This window comes from Streptomyces sp. cmx-4-9 (assembly GCF_046548835.1).
GTDB lineage: Bacteria > Actinomycetota > Actinomycetes > Streptomycetales > Streptomycetaceae > Streptomyces.
The window spans coordinates 510,467-526,047 of sequence record NZ_JAEBEE010000008.1 but is presented as its reverse complement, the minus strand read 5'-3'; the positions used below and the strand labels follow the sequence as shown (position 1 = coordinate 526,047).

The 15,581-nt window shown below is 72.1% G+C and carries 15 protein-coding genes and 1 pseudogene; 7 read left to right on the top strand and 9 right to left on the bottom strand.

Going from position 1 to position 15,581, the window contains the following annotated elements; all coding sequences use genetic code 11:
- Nucleotides 1-336, top strand: a 336-nt coding sequence (locus ACLJTM_RS26580; protein ID WP_411106238.1) for a hypothetical protein, incomplete at its 5' end; no start/stop codon positions are given.
- A 55-nt stretch (nucleotides 337-391) separates the two neighbouring features.
- Here the strand turns inward: ACLJTM_RS26580 and ACLJTM_RS26575 are convergent.
- The gene (locus tag ACLJTM_RS26575) at nucleotides 392-1,033 is read right to left on the bottom strand and encodes a DNA-3-methyladenine glycosylase (protein ID WP_411106237.1); all 642 of its coding nucleotides are present in this window, start codon (nucleotides 1,031-1,033) and stop codon (nucleotides 392-394) included.
- A gap of 120 nt (nucleotides 1,034-1,153) precedes the next feature.
- On the opposite strand from ACLJTM_RS26575, the gene ACLJTM_RS26570 reads away from it, so the two are divergent.
- From ACLJTM_RS26570 to ACLJTM_RS26560, 3 genes are all read left to right on the top strand, one after another.
- Nucleotides 1,154-1,936 carry a sporulation protein gene (locus ACLJTM_RS26570; RefSeq protein WP_411106236.1) on the top strand — a complete coding sequence of 261 codons (783 nt, stop codon included), beginning with the start codon at nucleotides 1,154-1,156 and terminating at the stop codon, nucleotides 1,934-1,936.
- A 47-nt stretch (nucleotides 1,937-1,983) separates the two neighbouring features.
- On the top strand, nucleotides 1,984-2,517 hold the full coding sequence (locus ACLJTM_RS26565; RefSeq protein WP_411106235.1) for a YbhB/YbcL family Raf kinase inhibitor-like protein: 534 nt from the start codon (nucleotides 1,984-1,986) through the stop codon (nucleotides 2,515-2,517).
- Between the two features lie 149 nt (nucleotides 2,518-2,666).
- On the top strand, nucleotides 2,667-3,170 hold the full coding sequence (locus tag ACLJTM_RS26560) for an HNH endonuclease (protein WP_411106234.1): 504 nt from the start codon (nucleotides 2,667-2,669) through the stop codon (nucleotides 3,168-3,170).
- A 47-nt stretch (nucleotides 3,171-3,217) separates the two neighbouring features.
- Here ACLJTM_RS26560 and ACLJTM_RS26555 read toward each other — a convergent pair whose 3' ends face one another.
- The 4 genes from ACLJTM_RS26555 to ACLJTM_RS26540 form a co-directional block, all read right to left on the bottom strand.
- Nucleotides 3,218-3,988, bottom strand: a complete 771-nt coding sequence (locus tag ACLJTM_RS26555; RefSeq protein ID WP_411106270.1) for a sulfite exporter TauE/SafE family protein — start codon at nucleotides 3,986-3,988, stop codon at nucleotides 3,218-3,220.
- 105 nt (nucleotides 3,989-4,093) lie between these two features.
- Nucleotides 4,094-5,080, bottom strand: coding sequence for an SPFH domain-containing protein (locus ACLJTM_RS26550; protein WP_411106233.1), 987 nt, complete (start codon nucleotides 5,078-5,080; stop codon nucleotides 4,094-4,096).
- 84 nt (nucleotides 5,081-5,164) lie between these two features.
- Nucleotides 5,165-5,596, bottom strand: a complete 432-nt coding sequence (locus ACLJTM_RS26545; RefSeq protein WP_411106232.1) for an NfeD family protein — start codon at nucleotides 5,594-5,596, stop codon at nucleotides 5,165-5,167.
- 53 nt (nucleotides 5,597-5,649) lie between these two features.
- A complete protein-coding gene (locus ACLJTM_RS26540; protein ID WP_411106231.1) occupies nucleotides 5,650-6,444 on the bottom strand; it encodes an ABC transporter ATP-binding protein in 795 nt (264 codons plus the stop codon).
- A gap of 132 nt (nucleotides 6,445-6,576) precedes the next feature.
- On the opposite strand from ACLJTM_RS26540, the gene ACLJTM_RS26535 reads away from it, so the two are divergent.
- A complete protein-coding gene (locus tag ACLJTM_RS26535) occupies nucleotides 6,577-7,362 on the top strand; it encodes a hypothetical protein (protein WP_411106230.1) in 786 nt (261 codons plus the stop codon).
- Nucleotides 7,363-7,702: 340 nt separating this feature from the next.
- Here ACLJTM_RS26535 and ACLJTM_RS26530 read toward each other — a convergent pair whose 3' ends face one another.
- The 3 genes from ACLJTM_RS26530 to ACLJTM_RS26520 all read right to left on the bottom strand — a co-directional run bounded on the left by ACLJTM_RS26530 (nucleotide 7,703) and on the right by ACLJTM_RS26520 (nucleotide 9,874).
- Entirely contained in the window at nucleotides 7,703-7,948 is a 246-nt protein-coding gene (locus ACLJTM_RS26530) for a chaplin family protein (protein ID WP_411106229.1), read from the bottom strand.
- Between the two features lie 140 nt (nucleotides 7,949-8,088).
- Nucleotides 8,089-8,736, bottom strand: a complete 648-nt coding sequence (locus tag ACLJTM_RS26525; protein ID WP_411106228.1) for a response regulator — start codon at nucleotides 8,734-8,736, stop codon at nucleotides 8,089-8,091.
- Nucleotides 8,729-9,874, bottom strand: coding sequence for a GAF domain-containing sensor histidine kinase (locus tag ACLJTM_RS26520; protein ID WP_411106227.1), 1,146 nt, complete (start codon nucleotides 9,872-9,874; stop codon nucleotides 8,729-8,731). The genes ACLJTM_RS26525 and ACLJTM_RS26520 overlap by 8 nt, the downstream gene beginning before the upstream one ends.
- A 763-nt stretch (nucleotides 9,875-10,637) precedes the next feature.
- Between ACLJTM_RS26520 and ACLJTM_RS26515 the strand changes: the two are divergent.
- Together ACLJTM_RS26515 and ACLJTM_RS26510 are read left to right on the top strand one after the other, a co-directional pair.
- Nucleotides 10,638-11,450 (top strand): annotated as a pseudogene (locus ACLJTM_RS26515) (S-adenosylmethionine:tRNA ribosyltransferase-isomerase); the annotation flags it as partial.
- Nucleotides 11,451-11,731: 281 nt separating this feature from the next.
- Entirely contained in the window at nucleotides 11,732-12,439 is a 708-nt protein-coding gene (locus ACLJTM_RS26510; protein WP_411106226.1) for a transglycosylase SLT domain-containing protein, read from the top strand.
- A 237-nt stretch (nucleotides 12,440-12,676) separates the two neighbouring features.
- Here the strand turns inward: ACLJTM_RS26510 and ACLJTM_RS26505 are convergent, their stop codons facing one another.
- Complete coding sequence (locus tag ACLJTM_RS26505) at nucleotides 12,677-15,235, bottom strand: FHA domain-containing protein (protein WP_411106225.1); 2,559 nt, start codon at nucleotides 15,233-15,235, stop codon at nucleotides 12,677-12,679.
- Nucleotides 15,236-15,581: the final 346 nt, after the last annotated feature.

Here is a 15,581-nt window from a genome sequence, read left to right as displayed (position 1 = left end):
CCACCGAAATGGACGGGGTATCAACTTCTGGCGTTGATTTTTGGCACGCTGTTGAGTTCTCAAGGAACGGACGCTTCCTTTGTACTCACCCTCTCGGGCTTTCCTCCGGGCTTCGTTCTTCGTTTCCAACTCTACCAGATCATTTCCGCGCCGTTTCCGGTGTCGGATCTGAATTCGGTGACCGTTGGGGGTCTTTGCCTTTCGGCGTTCCACCACATTAGCGCTTATCCCTTGCGACTCATAATCGAGTCACCGGCCGGGAATTCGGGCATGCCGAATAAGACCCCGCCAAGGGTAAGTCGTAGGTGTTGGGTTGGCCGCTCCGGGGTCTGCTGATGGCAGTGGCCCGTTCAAGCGGCTCGGACTACGTTAGGCGTCCGCCAGGACCGAGTCAAGTTGAGCGGCGGCGCGGCGCATGGGCCCGGTACGGGCTCACCGTCGGGTCGTGCGTGATCCAGAAGCGGTACGGGTGGGCCGCTCCGGCCCCGCCCACTCCGGTGCGGGGACCGCTGCTGACCAGGTCGGCAGCGGTGGGGCTACCGGCGAGGAGCGACAGGGCGGACTCTGCGCCGGCGCAGAGGTCGGTGCCGTCGAGGGAGCGGTCCACGTCCAGGGCGGTGGCCAGACGGGCCGGTCCCTTGGCCAGTTCACTCGGTTTTCTGGCCGAGAGTCGGCGTTTGGCGGCCAGCTCGGCGCCCACCGTGATCTCCCCCGCGCGGATCAGGACCCCGCTCGCGTGGTCCGGTGGACCGCACACCAGGTTGAGGCTGAACCACATGCCGTAGATGAAGTAGACGTACGCGTGTCCGGGCGGGCCGAACATCGATGCGTTGCGGGCCGTGCGGCCGCGGTAGGCGTGGGAGCCCGGGTCCCGCTCCCCTTCGTAGGCCTCGACCTCGGTGATGCGCAGCTCCAGGGGGCCCTCCGCGGTGCGTCGCACCAGGGTGCGGCCGAGGAGGTCCGGGGCAACGGTGAGGACCGGGCGGTCGAAGAAGGAACGGGCCAGGGGCGTACGGTCGGGTCGCGCGCTCATCCGGTCGAGCGTAGTGGAACGCGCCCGCCTGCAACCGGGGCCTATGGTTCCGCGTTGGTAAGGGGTAGTCGCGGCGGCATGGCCGCCAGATCTTCAGATCCGTATCAGGGGAGTAAGAGCATGGGGTTCAGGAAGCTGTTCGCGAGCCTGGGTGCCGGTGGTGCCTCGGTGGACACCGTCATCACCGAGCCGAACGTCGTACCGGGCGGCATCGTCCAGGGTGAGGTCCGCATCCAGGGCGGGTCCGTGGAGCAGCAGATCGAGGGGCTGTCCGTCGGGTTGCAGGCACGGGTCGAGGTCGAGGGCGGCGACCAGGAGTACAAGCAGGACATCGTCTTCACCAAGCAGCGCCTCGGCGGTGCCTTCCAGGTGGCGGCGGGCGCGCTGCACGTGGTGCCCTTCGGCCTGGAGATCCCGGCGGAGACGCCGATCACCCACTTCGGCGGCCGGCACCTGCACGGGATGAACATCGGGGTGAGCACGGAGCTGGAGATCGCGCGTGCGGTGGACGCCGGCGACCTGGACTCGATCCATGTGCACCCGGTCCCGGCGCAGCAGGCGATCCTGGACGCCTTCCGGCAGCTCGGCTTCTCCTTCCGCAGCGCGGACATGGAGCGCGGGCACATCCGGGGCACGCGCCAGACGCTGCCCTTCTACCAGGAGATCGAGTTCCTGCCGCCGTCGCAGTACCGGGGCCTGAACCAGGTGGAGCTCACCTTCGTCTCGGACGGCCGGGAGATGGACGTGGTCCTGGAGATGGACAAGAAGCCGGGTCTGTTCAGCGAGGGCAGCGACACCTACCGCTGCTTCCAGGTGGGCCTGCAGTCGTACCAGGAGACCGACTGGGCGGCGTACCTGAACCAGTGGATCGCCTCGGTCGGCTCCCAGCGCAACTGGTTCTAGCCTCCTAGGCTCGGCAGGACGCACATCCGACATCAGGAGGGTCAGCAGTGACCGAGCAGAGCAGGGCGCCGCTTCCGCACGACTTCCATCCGCAGGTGCACGCCTTCAGCGTGGCGAGCGACGATCTGGTCGAGGGCGCGGATCTGGCCGACGCCCAGGTCAAGTCGGGCGGGGACCTGTCGCCGCAGCTGCGGTGGGAGGGGTTTCCGGAGGGCACGAAGAGTTTCGCCGTGACCTGCTTCGACCCGGATGCGCCGACCGGCAGCGGGTTCTGGCACTGGGTGCTCTTCGACGTGCCGGCCTCGGTCACCTCGCTGCCGGCCGGGGCGGGCAGCGGCTCGTTCGAGGGGCTGCCCGCCGGGGCGGTGCACGTGCGCAACGACTACGGGACGAAGGACTTCGGCGGGGCTGCGCCGCCGGCCGGGGAGCGGCACCGGTACGTGTTCACCGTGTATGCGGTGGACACGGAGAAGCTGGGTCCCGGTGAGGACGCGTCGCCTGCCGTCGTCGGGTTCAATCTGCGCTTCCACACGCTCGGCCGGGCGCAGCTGATCGGCGAGTACGAGGCTCCCCTCGGCTGATCGTTCGCAGAGCGTTTGCCCGGTCCTGGTCTAAAGACGGCCAGGACCGGGCATTTTTATTGCGTTGTCCCGCGTGGTGCGCGCGACCAGAGTGGTTGCGGGCACTGCCGCCAGGGTGGTCGCGGGCCTGCACACGGGAGGTGGGCGAGATGCGGGACACGCTGGTGCTGAATGCGAGCTTCGAGCCGCTGTCGACGGTGACGCTGAACCGGGCGGTGGTCCTGGTGCTGCAGGACAAGGCCGTGGTCGAACAGTCGCATCCCGAGCTGCGCGTACGTGCGGCCACCATGGAACTGCCGATGCCGCGAGTGATCAGACTGTGCCGGTACGTCCGGGTGCCCTTCCGAAGACATGCCCCCTGGTCACGGAGGGGGGTGCTGGTCCGGGACCAGCACCGGTGCGCGTACTGCGGGAAGCGCGCGACGACCGTGGACCACGTGCTGCCGCGGGCCCAGGGGGGCGGGGACACCTGGCTGAACACGGTGGCCTCCTGCGCCGAGGACAACCACCGCAAGGCGGCCCGTACTCCGGAGGAGGCGGGGATGCCGCTGCTGCGCAAGCCCTTCGTCCCGTCTCCGGCCGATGCGATGCTGCTGGCGCTGGGGTCGGCCGGGCGGGACGTGCTGCCGCAGTGGCTGGAGCGTTCGGCTTAAGGACGGGGTGCGGGGGCCCGCTGGGCGGCGTCGTGGCGTGGCGTCGTTCAGCGGACCAGCAGCTGGACGATGGCCAGGAGGCCGACCGTCACGATGACCCCGCGCAGGACGGTCGGGGAGAGCCGGCGGCCGACTTTCGCGCCGAGCTGCCCGCCGATGGTGGAGCCTGCGGCGATGAGCAGGACGGCCGTCCAGTCGAACTCGGCGACGAAGAGGAAGACGACGGCCGCGATGCCGTTCACCATGGCGGCGATGACGTTCTTGACGGCGTTGATGCGCTGGAGGTCGTCCTGGAGCAGCAGGCCCATCAGGCCGACGTAGAGCACGCCCTGGGCGGCCCCGAAGTAGCCTCCGTACGCGCTGGAGAGCAGCATGCCGCCCAGCAGTGCCGGTCCGCCGTCGGGGTGGCCCGGGTCGCCGCCGGCGGCGTCCTGGCGGCGGCGCAGTGCCGCGGCGAGCCGGGGCTGGAGCACGACCAGTACGAGGGCGAGTCCGATGAGGACGGGCACGATCGTGTCGAAGGAGTCGGACGGCAGGGTGAGGAGCAGGACGGCGCCCGCGAGTCCGCCGACGAGCGAGACCGAGCCGAGGCGCAGGACGCGGGCGCGCTGGCCGCGGAGCTCCTTGCGGTAGCCGATGGCTCCGCTGAGGGAACCGGGCACCAGGCCGAGGGTGTTGGACACGTTGGCGGTGACCGGCGGCAGGCCGGTGGCCAGCAGCACCGGGAAGGTGATGAGGGTGCCGGAGCCGACGATGGTGTTGATGGTGCCCGCGCCGATGCCGGCGGCGAAGACTCCCAGGGACTCCCAGAGGGACATCGAGAGCAGAGACATGGACGGAGCCATCCCCTTTGCATGAGTGGGTCGCCTCCCCGCCGTGAAGGTCGGGGGGCCCCACTGATCATGCAGGAGGGGCGGTGGGGTTCAGTCGATGGGGGGCTGTTCCCGGCGGTCGGCGGCTTCCTTGTCCCGTGCGGCCGGGATGCCGCCGCCGTCCTTGCCGGCGTTCTGCGGGTTGAAGCCGGACCCGCCGCCCATCGGGCCGAAGTTGCCCATGGCGCCGGAGAGGCCCTTGAGCGCGTCGCCGATCTCGCTCGGGACGATCCAGAGCTTGTTGGCGTCGCCCTCGGCGATCTTCGGCAGCATCTGGAGGTACTGGTAGGCGAGGAGCTTCTGGTCGGCGTCGCCCGCGTGGATGGACTCGAAGACCGTGCGGATGGCCTGTGCTTCGCCCTCGGCGCGCAGGGCCGCGGCCTTGGCGTCACCCTCGGCCCGCAGGATGGAGGACTGCTTCTCACCCTCGGCGCGCAGGATTTCGGACTGCCGTACGCCCTCGGCCTGGAGGATCGCGGCGCGCTTGTCGCGGTCGGCGCGCATCTGCTTCTCCATCGAGTCCTGGATGGAGGTCGGCGGCTCGATGGCCTTGAGCTCGACGCGGTTGACGCGGATGCCCCACTTGCCGGTGGCCTCGTCGAGGACTCCGCGCAGCGCCGCGTTGATCTCCTCACGGGAGGTCAGGGTCCGTTCCAGGTCCATGCCGCCGATGATGTTGCGGAGCGTGGTGACGGTGAGCTGCTCGATGGCCTGGATGTAGCTGGCCACTTCGTAGGTGGCCGCGCGGGCGTCGGTCACCTGGTAGTAGATGACGGTGTCGATGTTGACGACCAGGTTGTCCTGGGTGATCACCGGCTGCGGCGGGAAGGGGACGACCTGCTCGCGGAGGTCGATCCGGTTGCGGATCGAGTCGATGAACGGGACCACGATGTTGAGGCCCGCGTTGAGGGTGCGGGTGTAGCGGCCGAAGCGCTCGACGATGGCGGCGCTGGCCTGCGGGATCACCTGGATCGTCTTGACCAGGGCGATGAAGACCAGTACCACCAGGATGATCAGGACGATGATGATCGGTTGCATGCGGTTCCCCGTGCCCTTCCGGCTGTCTGTGCTGCCCCGTTGAACGGAGTCTCGCAGACCCGGGGCCCGCGAGCAGGCTGGTTGTCACATGACGACGGCGGTCGCCCCGTCGATCTCCACCACGTCGACGGACTGGCCCGGTTCGAAGCTGGTGTCCGCGTCGAGGGTGCGCGCCGACCAGATCTCGCCGGCCAGTTTGATGCGGCCCCCGCCGGCGTCGACCCGTTCGAGGACGAGGGCGCTGCGGCCCCTCAACGCGTCGATGCCGCTGCGGTGTTGCGGCCGCTGGTCGCGGTGGCGGTTGGCGAGCGGCCGTACCACGGCGATGAGTGCGACCGAGACGGTCGCGAAGACCAGGACCTGCGCCACGATTCCCCCGCCAAGGGCGGCCGTGACGGCGGCCAGTGCGGCGCCGGCCGCGAACATGCCGAACTCCGGCATGGCGGTGAGGACGAGGGGGATGCCCAGTCCGACCGCGCCGATCAGCCACCACACCCATGCGTCGATGTCGTCCACGTGGTCATGGTAGGTCGGCGGGGCCCGGTCGGGACAGGGTGCGGGGGCGCGTACTACCGCAGGGGCAGGCCCTGCGCGGTCCAGCGGTCGTTGCCGTTGCGCTCGACGACCAGCGGCAGGCCGAAGCAGAGCGAGAGGTTGCGCGAGGTCAGTTCGAGGTCGATCGGCCCGGCGGTGACCACCTTGCCCTGACGGATCATCAGGACGTGGGTGAATCCGGGGGCGATCTCCTCGACGTGGTGGGTGACCATCACCATGGACGGCGCGAGCGGGTCGCTGGCGAGGCGGCCGAGGCGGCGTACGAGGTCCTCGCGGCCGCCGAGGTCGAGACCGGCGGCGGGCTCGTCGAGGAGCAGCAGCTCGGGGTCGGTCATCAGGGCGCGGGCGATCAGGGTGCGCTTGCGCTCTCCCTCGGAGAGGGTGCCGAACTTCCGGTCGAGGTAGTCCGTCATGCCGAGGCGGTCGAGGAAGGCGCGGGCGCGCTGCTCGTCGATGTCCTCGTACTCCTCCTGCCAGGTCGCCGTCATGCCGTAGGCGGCGGTCAGCACGGTCTGCAGGACGGTCTGCCGCTTGGGGAGCTTGTCGGCCATCGCGATGCCGGCCACGCCGATGCGGGGGCGCAGCTCGAAGACGTCGACCCTGCCGAGGGTGCTGCCGAGGATGGTGGCCTCGCCCTTGGTGGGGAAGAGGTAGCTGGAGGCGAGGTTCAGCAGGGTGGTCTTGCCGGCGCCGTTGGGGCCGAGGATCACCCAGCGTTCGCCCTCCTTGACCGACCAGGAGACCTGGTCCACCAGAGCCCGGCCCTCGCGGACCACGGATACGTCCACCAGCTCCAGAACATCGCTCATGAGCGTGTTGTCACCCCTTGCAGTCACGGTTCTTGTGCGCCGGCAGGCGCAGCCCCAGGGGAAAACCTACGCCACTCGGGGAGGGGTCCGGGGCCGGGGCCCGGTGCCGGGCCGGATCCGTAAAGTGGGGGGATGCTTTTCGAACCACGTTCAGGGCGGCTGGCCGCCTGGGGGAACGCGCTGCTGGCCGGTCTGGTCTCGCCCGACGAGGCCGTGTTGTCGATCGTGGGCGAGGACGCCGTGCACCGGGTGGCGGGGCTGCCGGGTGAGGCGGGGCCCGTGGGGCTCACGTTGGCTCTGGGGCGGATGCGGTCGCTGGGGGTGACGGGGCTGCGGGTGGCGCTGCCGTCCCCCGGGCACCCGCTGGGGCTGAGCGGGCCGGCCGAGTTCAATGCGCGGGCGCTGGAGGCCGAGGAGGCCGTGGTGGCCGTCGGGGCGGCGCTGGGGCTGGTCCCGGAGGTCGCGGAGGCCGGGCCGGCGGGTGACGTGCACGTGTCGGTGACCTGGCACTGCCTGCCGGTACGGGAGGCTCCGCCGGCCGACGTGCCCTCGCTGGGCGAGGCGGAGCGGGAGCTGGCCGAGGCGCTGCGCGAGGCCACGGCGGCGCTGACCCGGCTGGACGTGGCGGGCTCCGGCCCGGTGGCGGAGGCGGCGCTGTCGGCGTACCGGGCGCGGGCGGAGGCGGGGCGGGAGGTCCTTGCGCCGGGGTACCCGCCGCGGGCGGTCCGGGTGCTGTCGCTGGCGCAGCGGGTGGACCTGCTGGTGTCGCTGGCGTACGAGAACGGGCACGGCGGGGCGGTGGCCGCCTCGGAGATGGCGGCGCGGGCGGAGGCGCTGCGCCCGGTGGAGCGGGTGGCACGGCGGGCGCTCGTCGCGGCGTACAACGCGGCGGTCGAGGAACGCGAACGGGACCGGTAGGCGGCGAGCCGGGCTTCGGCGGCGGGCCGGGCTTCGGCGCCGGGGGCCGGGCTTGTCGGCGGCCGGGCCGGGCTTCGGCGCCGGGCCGGGCTCGTCGGCGGCGGGGGCCGGGCTTGTCGGCGGCGGGCCGGGCTTCGGCGGCGGTGCGGGCTTGTCGGCGGCGGGGGCCGGGCTTGTCGGCGGCGGGGGCCGGGCCGGGCTTGTCGGCGGCGGGGCCGGCGCCGGGCTTGTCGGCGGCGGGGCCGGCGCCGGGCCGGGCTTGTCGGTGGCCGGGCCGGGCTTCGGCGGCGGGGGCCCCGCTTCCCGGGGAGAAGGGGGAGGCGGGGCCGTGGCCAGGGGGTCAGGCGTTTGCGCCGGTGTTGCCCCAGGCGCCGTTCAGCAGGCCGATCACGTTGACGGTGTTGCCCACCACGTTCACCGGGACGTTCACGGGGACCTGGAGCAGGTTCCCGGAGGCCACGCCGGGCGAGTGCAGGGCCTCGCCCTCCGCCGACGCACCGCCGTGCGCCGAGGAGACACCGGCGCCGGCGGCCAGCAGACCGCCCGCGATCATGGTGACGGTGGCGGCCTTCTTGAAGTTCTTCACGTTCTCTGTCCTCCAGTGCGTCTGCCGCGACCAGCCGTCGCAGCACGCCCTGGAGAACGGCCGCCCGGCCCCCGGGATACGCCATGTGGGCTACATACACCCGACCGTATGAATCTCAGATGATTCGCGGACGGGCCGGCTCAGTCCGCGATTCCGTGCCTGACCGCCCACAACGCAGCCTGGGTGCGGTCCGAGAGGTCCAGTTTCATCAGGATGTTCGAGACGTGGGTCTTGACCGTCTTCTCGGACAGGACGAGCGCCCGCGCGATCTCCCGGTTCGCCCGGCCGTCCGCGATGAGGGCGAGCACCTCCCGCTCCCGCTCGGTCAGCGAGCCGCTGCGGCCCGGTGCGGGACTGCGCTCCTCCTGGGCGAGCAGCACCTGCGCCACCTCCGGCTGGAGCAGTACGTGCCCTGCGTGGACGGAGCGGACGGCCCGGGCCAGGGCTTCGGGGGCGACGTCCTTGTAGAGGTATCCCGCGGCGCCGGCCCGCAGGGCCGGGACCACGGTCCGCTGCTCGGTGAAGCTGGTGACGATCAGCACCCGCGCCGGGTTCCCCAGCTCGCGCAGCCTGCGCAGCGCCTCGATGCCGTCGGTGCCCGGCATCGCGACGTCCATCAGGATCACGTCGGGCCGCAGCTCCTCGGCGCGGGCGACGCCCTCCTCACCGTCGGAGGCCTCGCCCACCACCTCGATGTCGTCCTGGACCTCCAGGAAGGTGCGCAGGCCGCGCCGGACCACCTGGTGGTCGTCGACCAGCAGGACGCGGACGGCGGGTGTGTCAGCCACCGGGGACCTCCATCTCGATCGTGGTGCCGCTGCCGGGCTCCGAGTGCACCGCGAGGCGGCCTCCGACGCCGTTCGCGCGGTCCCGCATGGAGACCAGGCCGAGGTGGCGGCCCGCCCGGCGGACGGTGCGCGGGTCGAAGCCGCAGCCGGAGTCGGCGACCTCCAGGAGGGCTCCGCCGCCGCGGGTGCGGGACAGCGCCACCTCGACGCGGTCCGCACCGGAGTGGCGCAGGGCGTTGTGGAGGGCTTCCTGGGCGACGCGGAGCACCGCCTCCTCCTGGGCCGCGGGCAGGGCCCGTACGCCGTCGCAGGTGAAGGTGACGTGGGCGGCATGGGCCCGGTCGAGGACCTGGACATGGGTGCGCAGGGTGGCGACCAGGCCGTCCTCGTCGAGCGCGGCGGGGCGCAGCTCGGTCACGGCGGCGCGCAGTTCGTCGGCCGCCTCCGCCGCGAGGGCGGCGACCTGCTGGAGCTCGTCCTTGGCGCGGGCCGGGTCGCGGTCGACGAGGGCGGCGGCGGCCTGGGCGGTCAGGCGCAGCGAGAAGAGCTTCTGGCTGACGGCGTCGTGCAGCTCGTGGGCGAGCCGGGAGCGCTCCTCGGCGATGGTGAGCTCGCGGCTGCGTTCGTAGAGCCGGGCGTTGGTGAGGGCGATGGCCGCGTGCTGGGCGAGGAGAGCGAGCAGTTCCTCGTCCTCCTCGGTGAAGCCGCAGCCGTCGCCGGGCGACGGGCAGCGCTTGTTGGCGAGGAAGAGCGCGCCGAGGGTCTCCTCGCCGTCGCGGATGGGGAGGCCGAGGAAGTCGGACATCTCCGGGTGGGCGGCGGGCCAGCCCTCGAAGCGGGGGTCCTTGCGTACGTCGGCCAGCCGCTGGGCGCCGTCCTGGTGGAGCATCGCGGCGAGGATGCCGTGCTGGCGGGGCAGGGGGCCGATCCGCCGCCACTGCTCCTCGCTGACGCCGTCGACGACGAACTGGGCGAAGCCCCCGTGGTCGTCCGGGACGCCCAGGGCCGCGTACTCGGCGTCCAGGAGCTCCCGCGCGCAGACCACGATCGTGCGCAGGACGTCACGGACCTCCAGTCGGCGGCTCATGGCGAGCAGCGCGCTGCTGACGGCGGCCAGGCCGCTGCGGGGTCGGTGCATGGCTTCACCGTACCCGCGGCGTTGACCTGCGGAATCGGTCCGCGGGCCTAGGTCGGGGCCTAGGACCAGGGGCCCGGGCGGGGTGGTCCCCCGGTGGCCGAGGCGGGGCCGCGGCGGTGTTCCCGGGCCGGGGCCGGACGTGTCCTCGCCGCCTCGCCGGGCCACCGGGCGGCGCTGGTCGCGGCGCGGGAGCCGGGCGGGCGGGCTGGACGGGCTGCGGGAGGCCTTCGAGGTCAACGGGGTGGCTCTGCCGGGGCTCGTCCAGCCGTCCCGATGGATGCCGAGGGGGGTCCGGCCGGCCCCGGCTCCGACGCGGCGGTCGTGGCGTACGGGACGAGGTGGGCGGCGACCTGGCGGCGGGGTTCCCGGCGGTGGAGGAGCCGCGGCTGCGGGTGGGGTGGGCGGGTCCGGGTCCGGTGCGGACGCGGACGACGGCGTCGGCGGAGCCGTTCGAGGGCCTGTCGGGGCCGGCGACGCCGAAGCAGACGGCTGCGGGGCTGCTGCGGCCGGTGGCCGAGCGGTTGCCAGCGGTTGCCGAGCGGGCGGTACACGGCCTGGGAAACGGCCGCGGGAGCCCTGCCGAGCCGGGCGGGGCCGTCCGATGGGCGGGGGCCGGGCAGGGGGCGGGCCCGGGGGCCGGGGACGGCCTGTGGGCGGGCGGGGGCACTGCGATCTGGACCCGGAAAGGGAGGGACTGTATATAACGGACATTCCACCGGGTCGCGCGGCCCGGAGCCGCCAACCGCTGCGGCGGACTGCCGGCCCGGCCGGCCGGGGACCGCGCGCCCGGGGAGCCCGCCGGGGCGGCCGTGGACCGGGCCGGCGGCGCCTGGACCTGGAGGAGCCCTCGGCGTAGGGACGGACCGGCCGTGGTGGGCCCGGCCCTCCCCGCCGGACGCGCCCGGGCTGCTGCGGGCGTACGGGAGGCCGATCCGGTACGCGGACACGGAGCGGGACCGGTCGCCGTCGGCGTACCAGACGGTCTTCGCTGTGCCGGGGCCGACGGCGCGGGGTCCGCGGAGATGCCGGGTGCCGGGCGGCCCATCACCGTCGCGCTCGTGGCGCGGTCCGGCGGGCCGCGGGGGCCGGGGGTGCAGTTCGCGCCGCCGACCCTGCACGCGGGGGTGGCCTCGCAGGTGGCCTCACAGGAAGGGCACGAGCCGCCGTACCCGGAGCGGTCCGTACGCGGTGCCGAGCGCCACGGCGCGGCTGGTGAACGCGACACGGGCGGCGGGCGGGCGGGTCCTGGCGGTGGGGACCGCGGCGGTGCGGACGACTGAGTCGGCCGTCGGGGCGGACGGCCGGGCCGCGCGGCGGACGGCTGGACCGACCCGGTGGCGGCGTCGGAGCGGGGGGGGGACGGGTCCGGGTGGTGGACGGGCTGCGGGCCGGGCTGCACGAGTCCGGGGCGTCCCGGCTCCTGGTGCCGGAGGCCGTGGCCGGGCGTAGTGCCGTGCGACTCGGGTATGCGGAGGCGGGGGCCAGGCTCTGCCTCCGGCACGAGTTCGGGGACGTCCGCCTCCTCCTCAGGGAGGAGGGCGATGACGCAACGCGTTGCACCGGCAACGGTTGGTGAAACCGTTACGCGCCCGATGTGAGCCCGCACATAGGACGCACGTCACTTACGAAGCCGCCTAGTGGACGGATAAAGGTCCCGTCAGCACCGGCGGGCGTAGCGCCGAGGCCGCAGACGCGGCCTCGGCGCCCGCGCGTGATCCACTAAGCAGGATCGTAGGTCACACCTTTGCCAGGCGATTTTGCCGCCGCTAAGAATTGCTCCCGTCGCACAGCGCCGCGGATCCCGGATCCGAGCGGCGCCTTCCTGCGGCTCCCGCTATTCGAAGAGGTTGCCCCGCCATGTCTGCTTCCCGCACCCCTGGTCACAGTCGTCTGACGAAGGCACACAAGCTGACCATCGCCGGCGTCGCCACGCTGAGCGCCGCCGCCGTCGCCTTCTCCGTGGTCCCGGCCGACTCCGCCGAGGCCGAGACGGTCGCCGTCGCCCCCGTCGCCTGGTCCCAGGCCGTCAACGGCGCGCAGGTCAAGCAGCTGCAGGGCCACCTCTCCGCACAGCAGGTCATAGCCGACGCCAACGCGAAGGCCGCCCAGGTCGCGGCGAAGGCCAAGGCCGACGCCGACGCCAAGGCGAAGGCGGCCGCCAAGGCCAAGGCCGAGGCCGCCGCGAAGAAGGACCGCGCGCAGAAGCAGGCCGCGAGCCGCTCCGCCGCCCGCACCCCCGTCTTCGCGAACAACCTGGACGGCTGGATCAAGGAAGCGCTCTTCATCATGAAGCGCGAGGGCATCCCGGGCACCTACGCCGGCATCCACCGCAACGTGATGCGCGAGTCCAGCGGCAACCCGATGGCGATCAACAACTGGGACATCAACGCCCAGAACGGCATCCCCAGCAAGGGCCTGCTCCAGGTCATCGCCCCGACCTTCAAGACGTACCACGTCAAGGGCACCAAGTTCGACCAGTACGACCCGGTCGCCAACATCGTCGCGGCCTGCAACTACGCGGCCGACCGCTACGGCTCGATGGACAACGTCAACAGCGCCTACTAGGCCGCGCCGCAGCGCAACCCGGCAGACCCAGCAGACCCCCCATGCGCCTCAGGGCGGCTACCGGAGTTCCGGCAGCCGCCCTGAGGCGTCGGTGCGTGCCGCGCGGTCGCGGCGGTCCGGCCCTGTGCCGGTGAGCTTTCCGTCGGGCTGCTTCCCGTCGGGATACGTGCCGTCGGGCTGCTTCCCGTCGGGATACGTGCCGTCGGGATACGTGCCGTTGGGATACGTGCCGTCGGGTTACTTGCCGGCGCGCATGACCTCGGGCTCGTGGCGGCGCAGCAGGCGCTGGACCAGGAACCCGCAGGCGATGCCGAGGAGCAGCAGGACGGTGATGTTCAGGCTCCACTGGCCGACCGTGGCGTCCCACAGGGGGTCGGTGTTGGTCGGGTTGTCGGCGTCCCACGGCGGCATGAGCACACCCAGGTTCAGCGTGGTGCCCGCGGCGGCGATGGCCCAGCGCGAGGGCATCAGCCAGGCGAACTGCTCCAGGCCCGGGGAGTCGTAGACCTGGAAGAGGATGCCGGTGAACACGACCTGGACGATCGCGAACATCACGAGCAGCGGCATGGTCTTCTCGGCGGTCTTCACCAGCGAGGAGATCACCAGGCCGAACATCATCGAGGTGAAGCCGAGGGCGATGACCGACAGGCAGATCTCCACGGCCGGCGGCATGATCAGACCCTCGACGGGCAGGTCGCGCGGGTAGAAGCCGATACCGCAGATGATCACGCCCTGGACGGCCGTGATGATGCCGAGGACGATCACCTTGGACATCAGGTACGCCGACCGGGACAGCCCGGTCGCGCGCTCGCGCTCGTAGATGACCCGTTCCTTGATGAGCTCTCGGACCGAGTTGGCGGCGCCGGAGAAGCACATGCCGACCGCGAGGATCAGCATGATCGTGCCCGCGTCGCCGTTGAAGCGGGACGGGGCCACCGGGGGCGCGAGGCCGAACTTCGCCGGGATGACGGTGGAGACCACGCCGAGCACCGCGGGCAGGATCAGCATGAGGCCGATGAAGCCCTTGTCGGAGGCGATCACCGAGGTGTAGCGGCGCATCAGGGTCCACAGCTGCGAGCCCCAGCCCTGGGGCTTCGGCGGGCGCATCTGCTGGGCGGGCGGCATGGAGACCGACTGCGGGGCGACGGAGTCGATGTCGGCGGCGTACAGCTGGTAGTGCTGCGAGCCCTTCCAGCGGCCGGCCCAGTCGTAGTCGCGGTAGTTCTCGAAGGCCGAGAACACGTCCGCCCACGTGGTGTAGCCGAAGAAGTTCAGCGCCTCGTCCGGCGGGCCGAAGTACGCGACCGAGCCGCCGGGGGCCATGACCAGCAGCTTGTCGCAGATGGCCAGCTCGGCCACCGAGTGGGTGACGACCAGCACGGTGCGGCCGTCGTCGGCGAGGCCGCGCAGCAGCTGCATGACGTCGCGGTCCATGCCCGGGTCGAGGCCGGAGGTCGGCTCGTCCAGGAAGATCAGCGAGGGCTTGGTGAGCAGCTCCAGAGCCACGGACACGCGCTTGCGCTGACCACCCGACAGCGCGGTGATCTTCTTGTCCTTGTGGATGTCGAGCTTGAGCTCGCGCAGCACCTCGTCGATGCGGGCGGCGCGCTCGGACTCGGCGGTGTCCCCGGGGAAGCGGAGCTTGGCCGCGTACTTCAGCGCCGTGCGGACGCGCAGCTCCTTGTGCAGGATGTCGTCCTGCGGGACCAGGCCGATGCGCTGGCGGAGCTCCGCGAACTGCTTGTACAGGTTGCGGTTGTCGTAGAGCACGTCGCCCTGGTTGGCGGGCCGGTAGCCGGTGAGCGCCTTGAGCAGGGTCGACTTGCCGGAGCCGGAGGGGCCGATGACGCCGATGAGCGACTTCTCCGGGACGCCGAAGGTGACGTCCTTGAGGATCTGCTTGCCGCCGTCGACCGTGACGGTGAGGTGGCGGGCCGAGAAGGAGACCTCGCCGGTGTCGACGAACTCCTCAAGGCGGTCGCCGATGATCCGGAACGTCGAGTGGCCGACGCCGACGATGTCGTTCGGACCGATCAGCGCGGTGCCGGACTTGGGCAGCGGCTGGCCGTTGACGTAAGTGCCGTTGTGGCTGCCGAGGTCGTGGATCTCGAAGCGGCCGCCGGGCATCGAGCGGAACTCGGCGTGGTGGCGGGAGACCTGGAGGTCGGACACGACCAGTTCGTTCTCCAGCGCACGGCCGATGCGCATGACGTTCCCCAGCGAGAGCTGGTGGAACGTGGTCGGGCTGCGGTCGCCGTAACCGGGCGCTCCGCCTTCGGCCGGGCGGGCGGCCGCGGGAGCGCCGCCCTGCTGGTGCGGTACCTGCGCGTGCGCGGGCTGCTGCTGTTGCTGCCAGGCCGGGGCCGGTTGCTGCGGCTGCTGCTGGGCCTGGGCCTGGTAGGCCGGAGCCTGGGCGTGCGGCTGTGCGTACGCCTGCGCCGAGGCCTGGGCCTGGGCGTGCTGGTGCTGCTGCTGCGGGGCCTGGGCGGGCGCCGCGGCGCCCGCCGGCGCGACGGGGTCCAGCCGCGGGCCGTCGGTGGCGTTGCCCAGGAAGACCGGCGTGCCGGGCACGAGTTCGGCCTGCTGGACCCGAGCCCCGTGCACGTACGTGCCGTTGGTGCTGCCGTGGTCCTCGATGCCCCAACCACGGCCGTTCCAGCTGACGGTGGCGTGCCGCCACGACACCCGCGCGTCGTCGATCACCACATCCCCCTGGGGATCGCGCCCCAGGGAGTACGACCTGGACGGATCAAGCGTCCAGGTCCTTCCGTTCAATTCCAGTACGAGTTCCGGCACTCCAGCCCCACTTAAGTCCCCCGAGAATCCCCCTGACGTCAGGGAGTCTAGGGATGGCGAACATCCGGGGGAACTATTTCAGGCCCGCGGCCACATGTGGAATCCGGGCCCGCCCGGGGGTCTGCGGGGGTCCGCGGGCGGGGTACGAAAGGCACCCGGAGAGTGCCATAGGCGGACTTCTCGCCCCGCCCGCCCCTGCGCGGCCGGACCGGCCGGACCGGCCGGTTCGGCTGGGGGCCGGGCGGGGGCCGTCGGGGGCTGCGGCGAGCCGGGGGTCGGGCGGGGGCCGGGCGGGTGCCGGGCGGGGGCCGGGCGGCTGCCGTCGGGGGCTGCGGCGGGCCGGGCC

Excerpts from the sequence above, each read along its gene's own strand:
- ACLJTM_RS26535 (WP_411106230.1), top strand. The coding sequence starts at position 6,577 with ATGCTTTTCGAACCACGTTCAGGGCGGCTGGCCGCCTGGGGGAACGCG.
- ACLJTM_RS26510 (WP_411106226.1), top strand. The coding sequence starts at position 11,732 with ATGTCTGCTTCCCGCACCCCTGGTCACAGTCGTCTGACGAAGGCACAC.
- ACLJTM_RS26555 (WP_411106270.1), bottom strand. The coding sequence starts at position 3,988 with ATGTCCCTCTGGGAGTCCCTGGGAGTCTTCGCCGCCGGCATCGGCGCG.
- ACLJTM_RS26550 (WP_411106233.1), bottom strand. The coding sequence starts at position 5,080 with ATGCAACCGATCATCATCGTCCTGATCATCCTGGTGGTACTGGTCTTC.
- ACLJTM_RS26540 (WP_411106231.1), bottom strand. The coding sequence starts at position 6,444 with ATGAGCGATGTTCTGGAGCTGGTGGACGTATCCGTGGTCCGCGAGGGC.
- ACLJTM_RS26560 (WP_411106234.1), top strand. The coding sequence starts at position 2,667 with ATGCGGGACACGCTGGTGCTGAATGCGAGCTTCGAGCCGCTGTCGACG.
- ACLJTM_RS26520 (WP_411106227.1), bottom strand. The coding sequence starts at position 9,874 with ATGCACCGACCCCGCAGCGGCCTGGCCGCCGTCAGCAGCGCGCTGCTC.
- ACLJTM_RS26570 (WP_411106236.1), top strand. The coding sequence starts at position 1,154 with ATGGGGTTCAGGAAGCTGTTCGCGAGCCTGGGTGCCGGTGGTGCCTCG.
- ACLJTM_RS26575 (WP_411106237.1), bottom strand. The coding sequence starts at position 1,033 with ATGAGCGCGCGACCCGACCGTACGCCCCTGGCCCGTTCCTTCTTCGAC.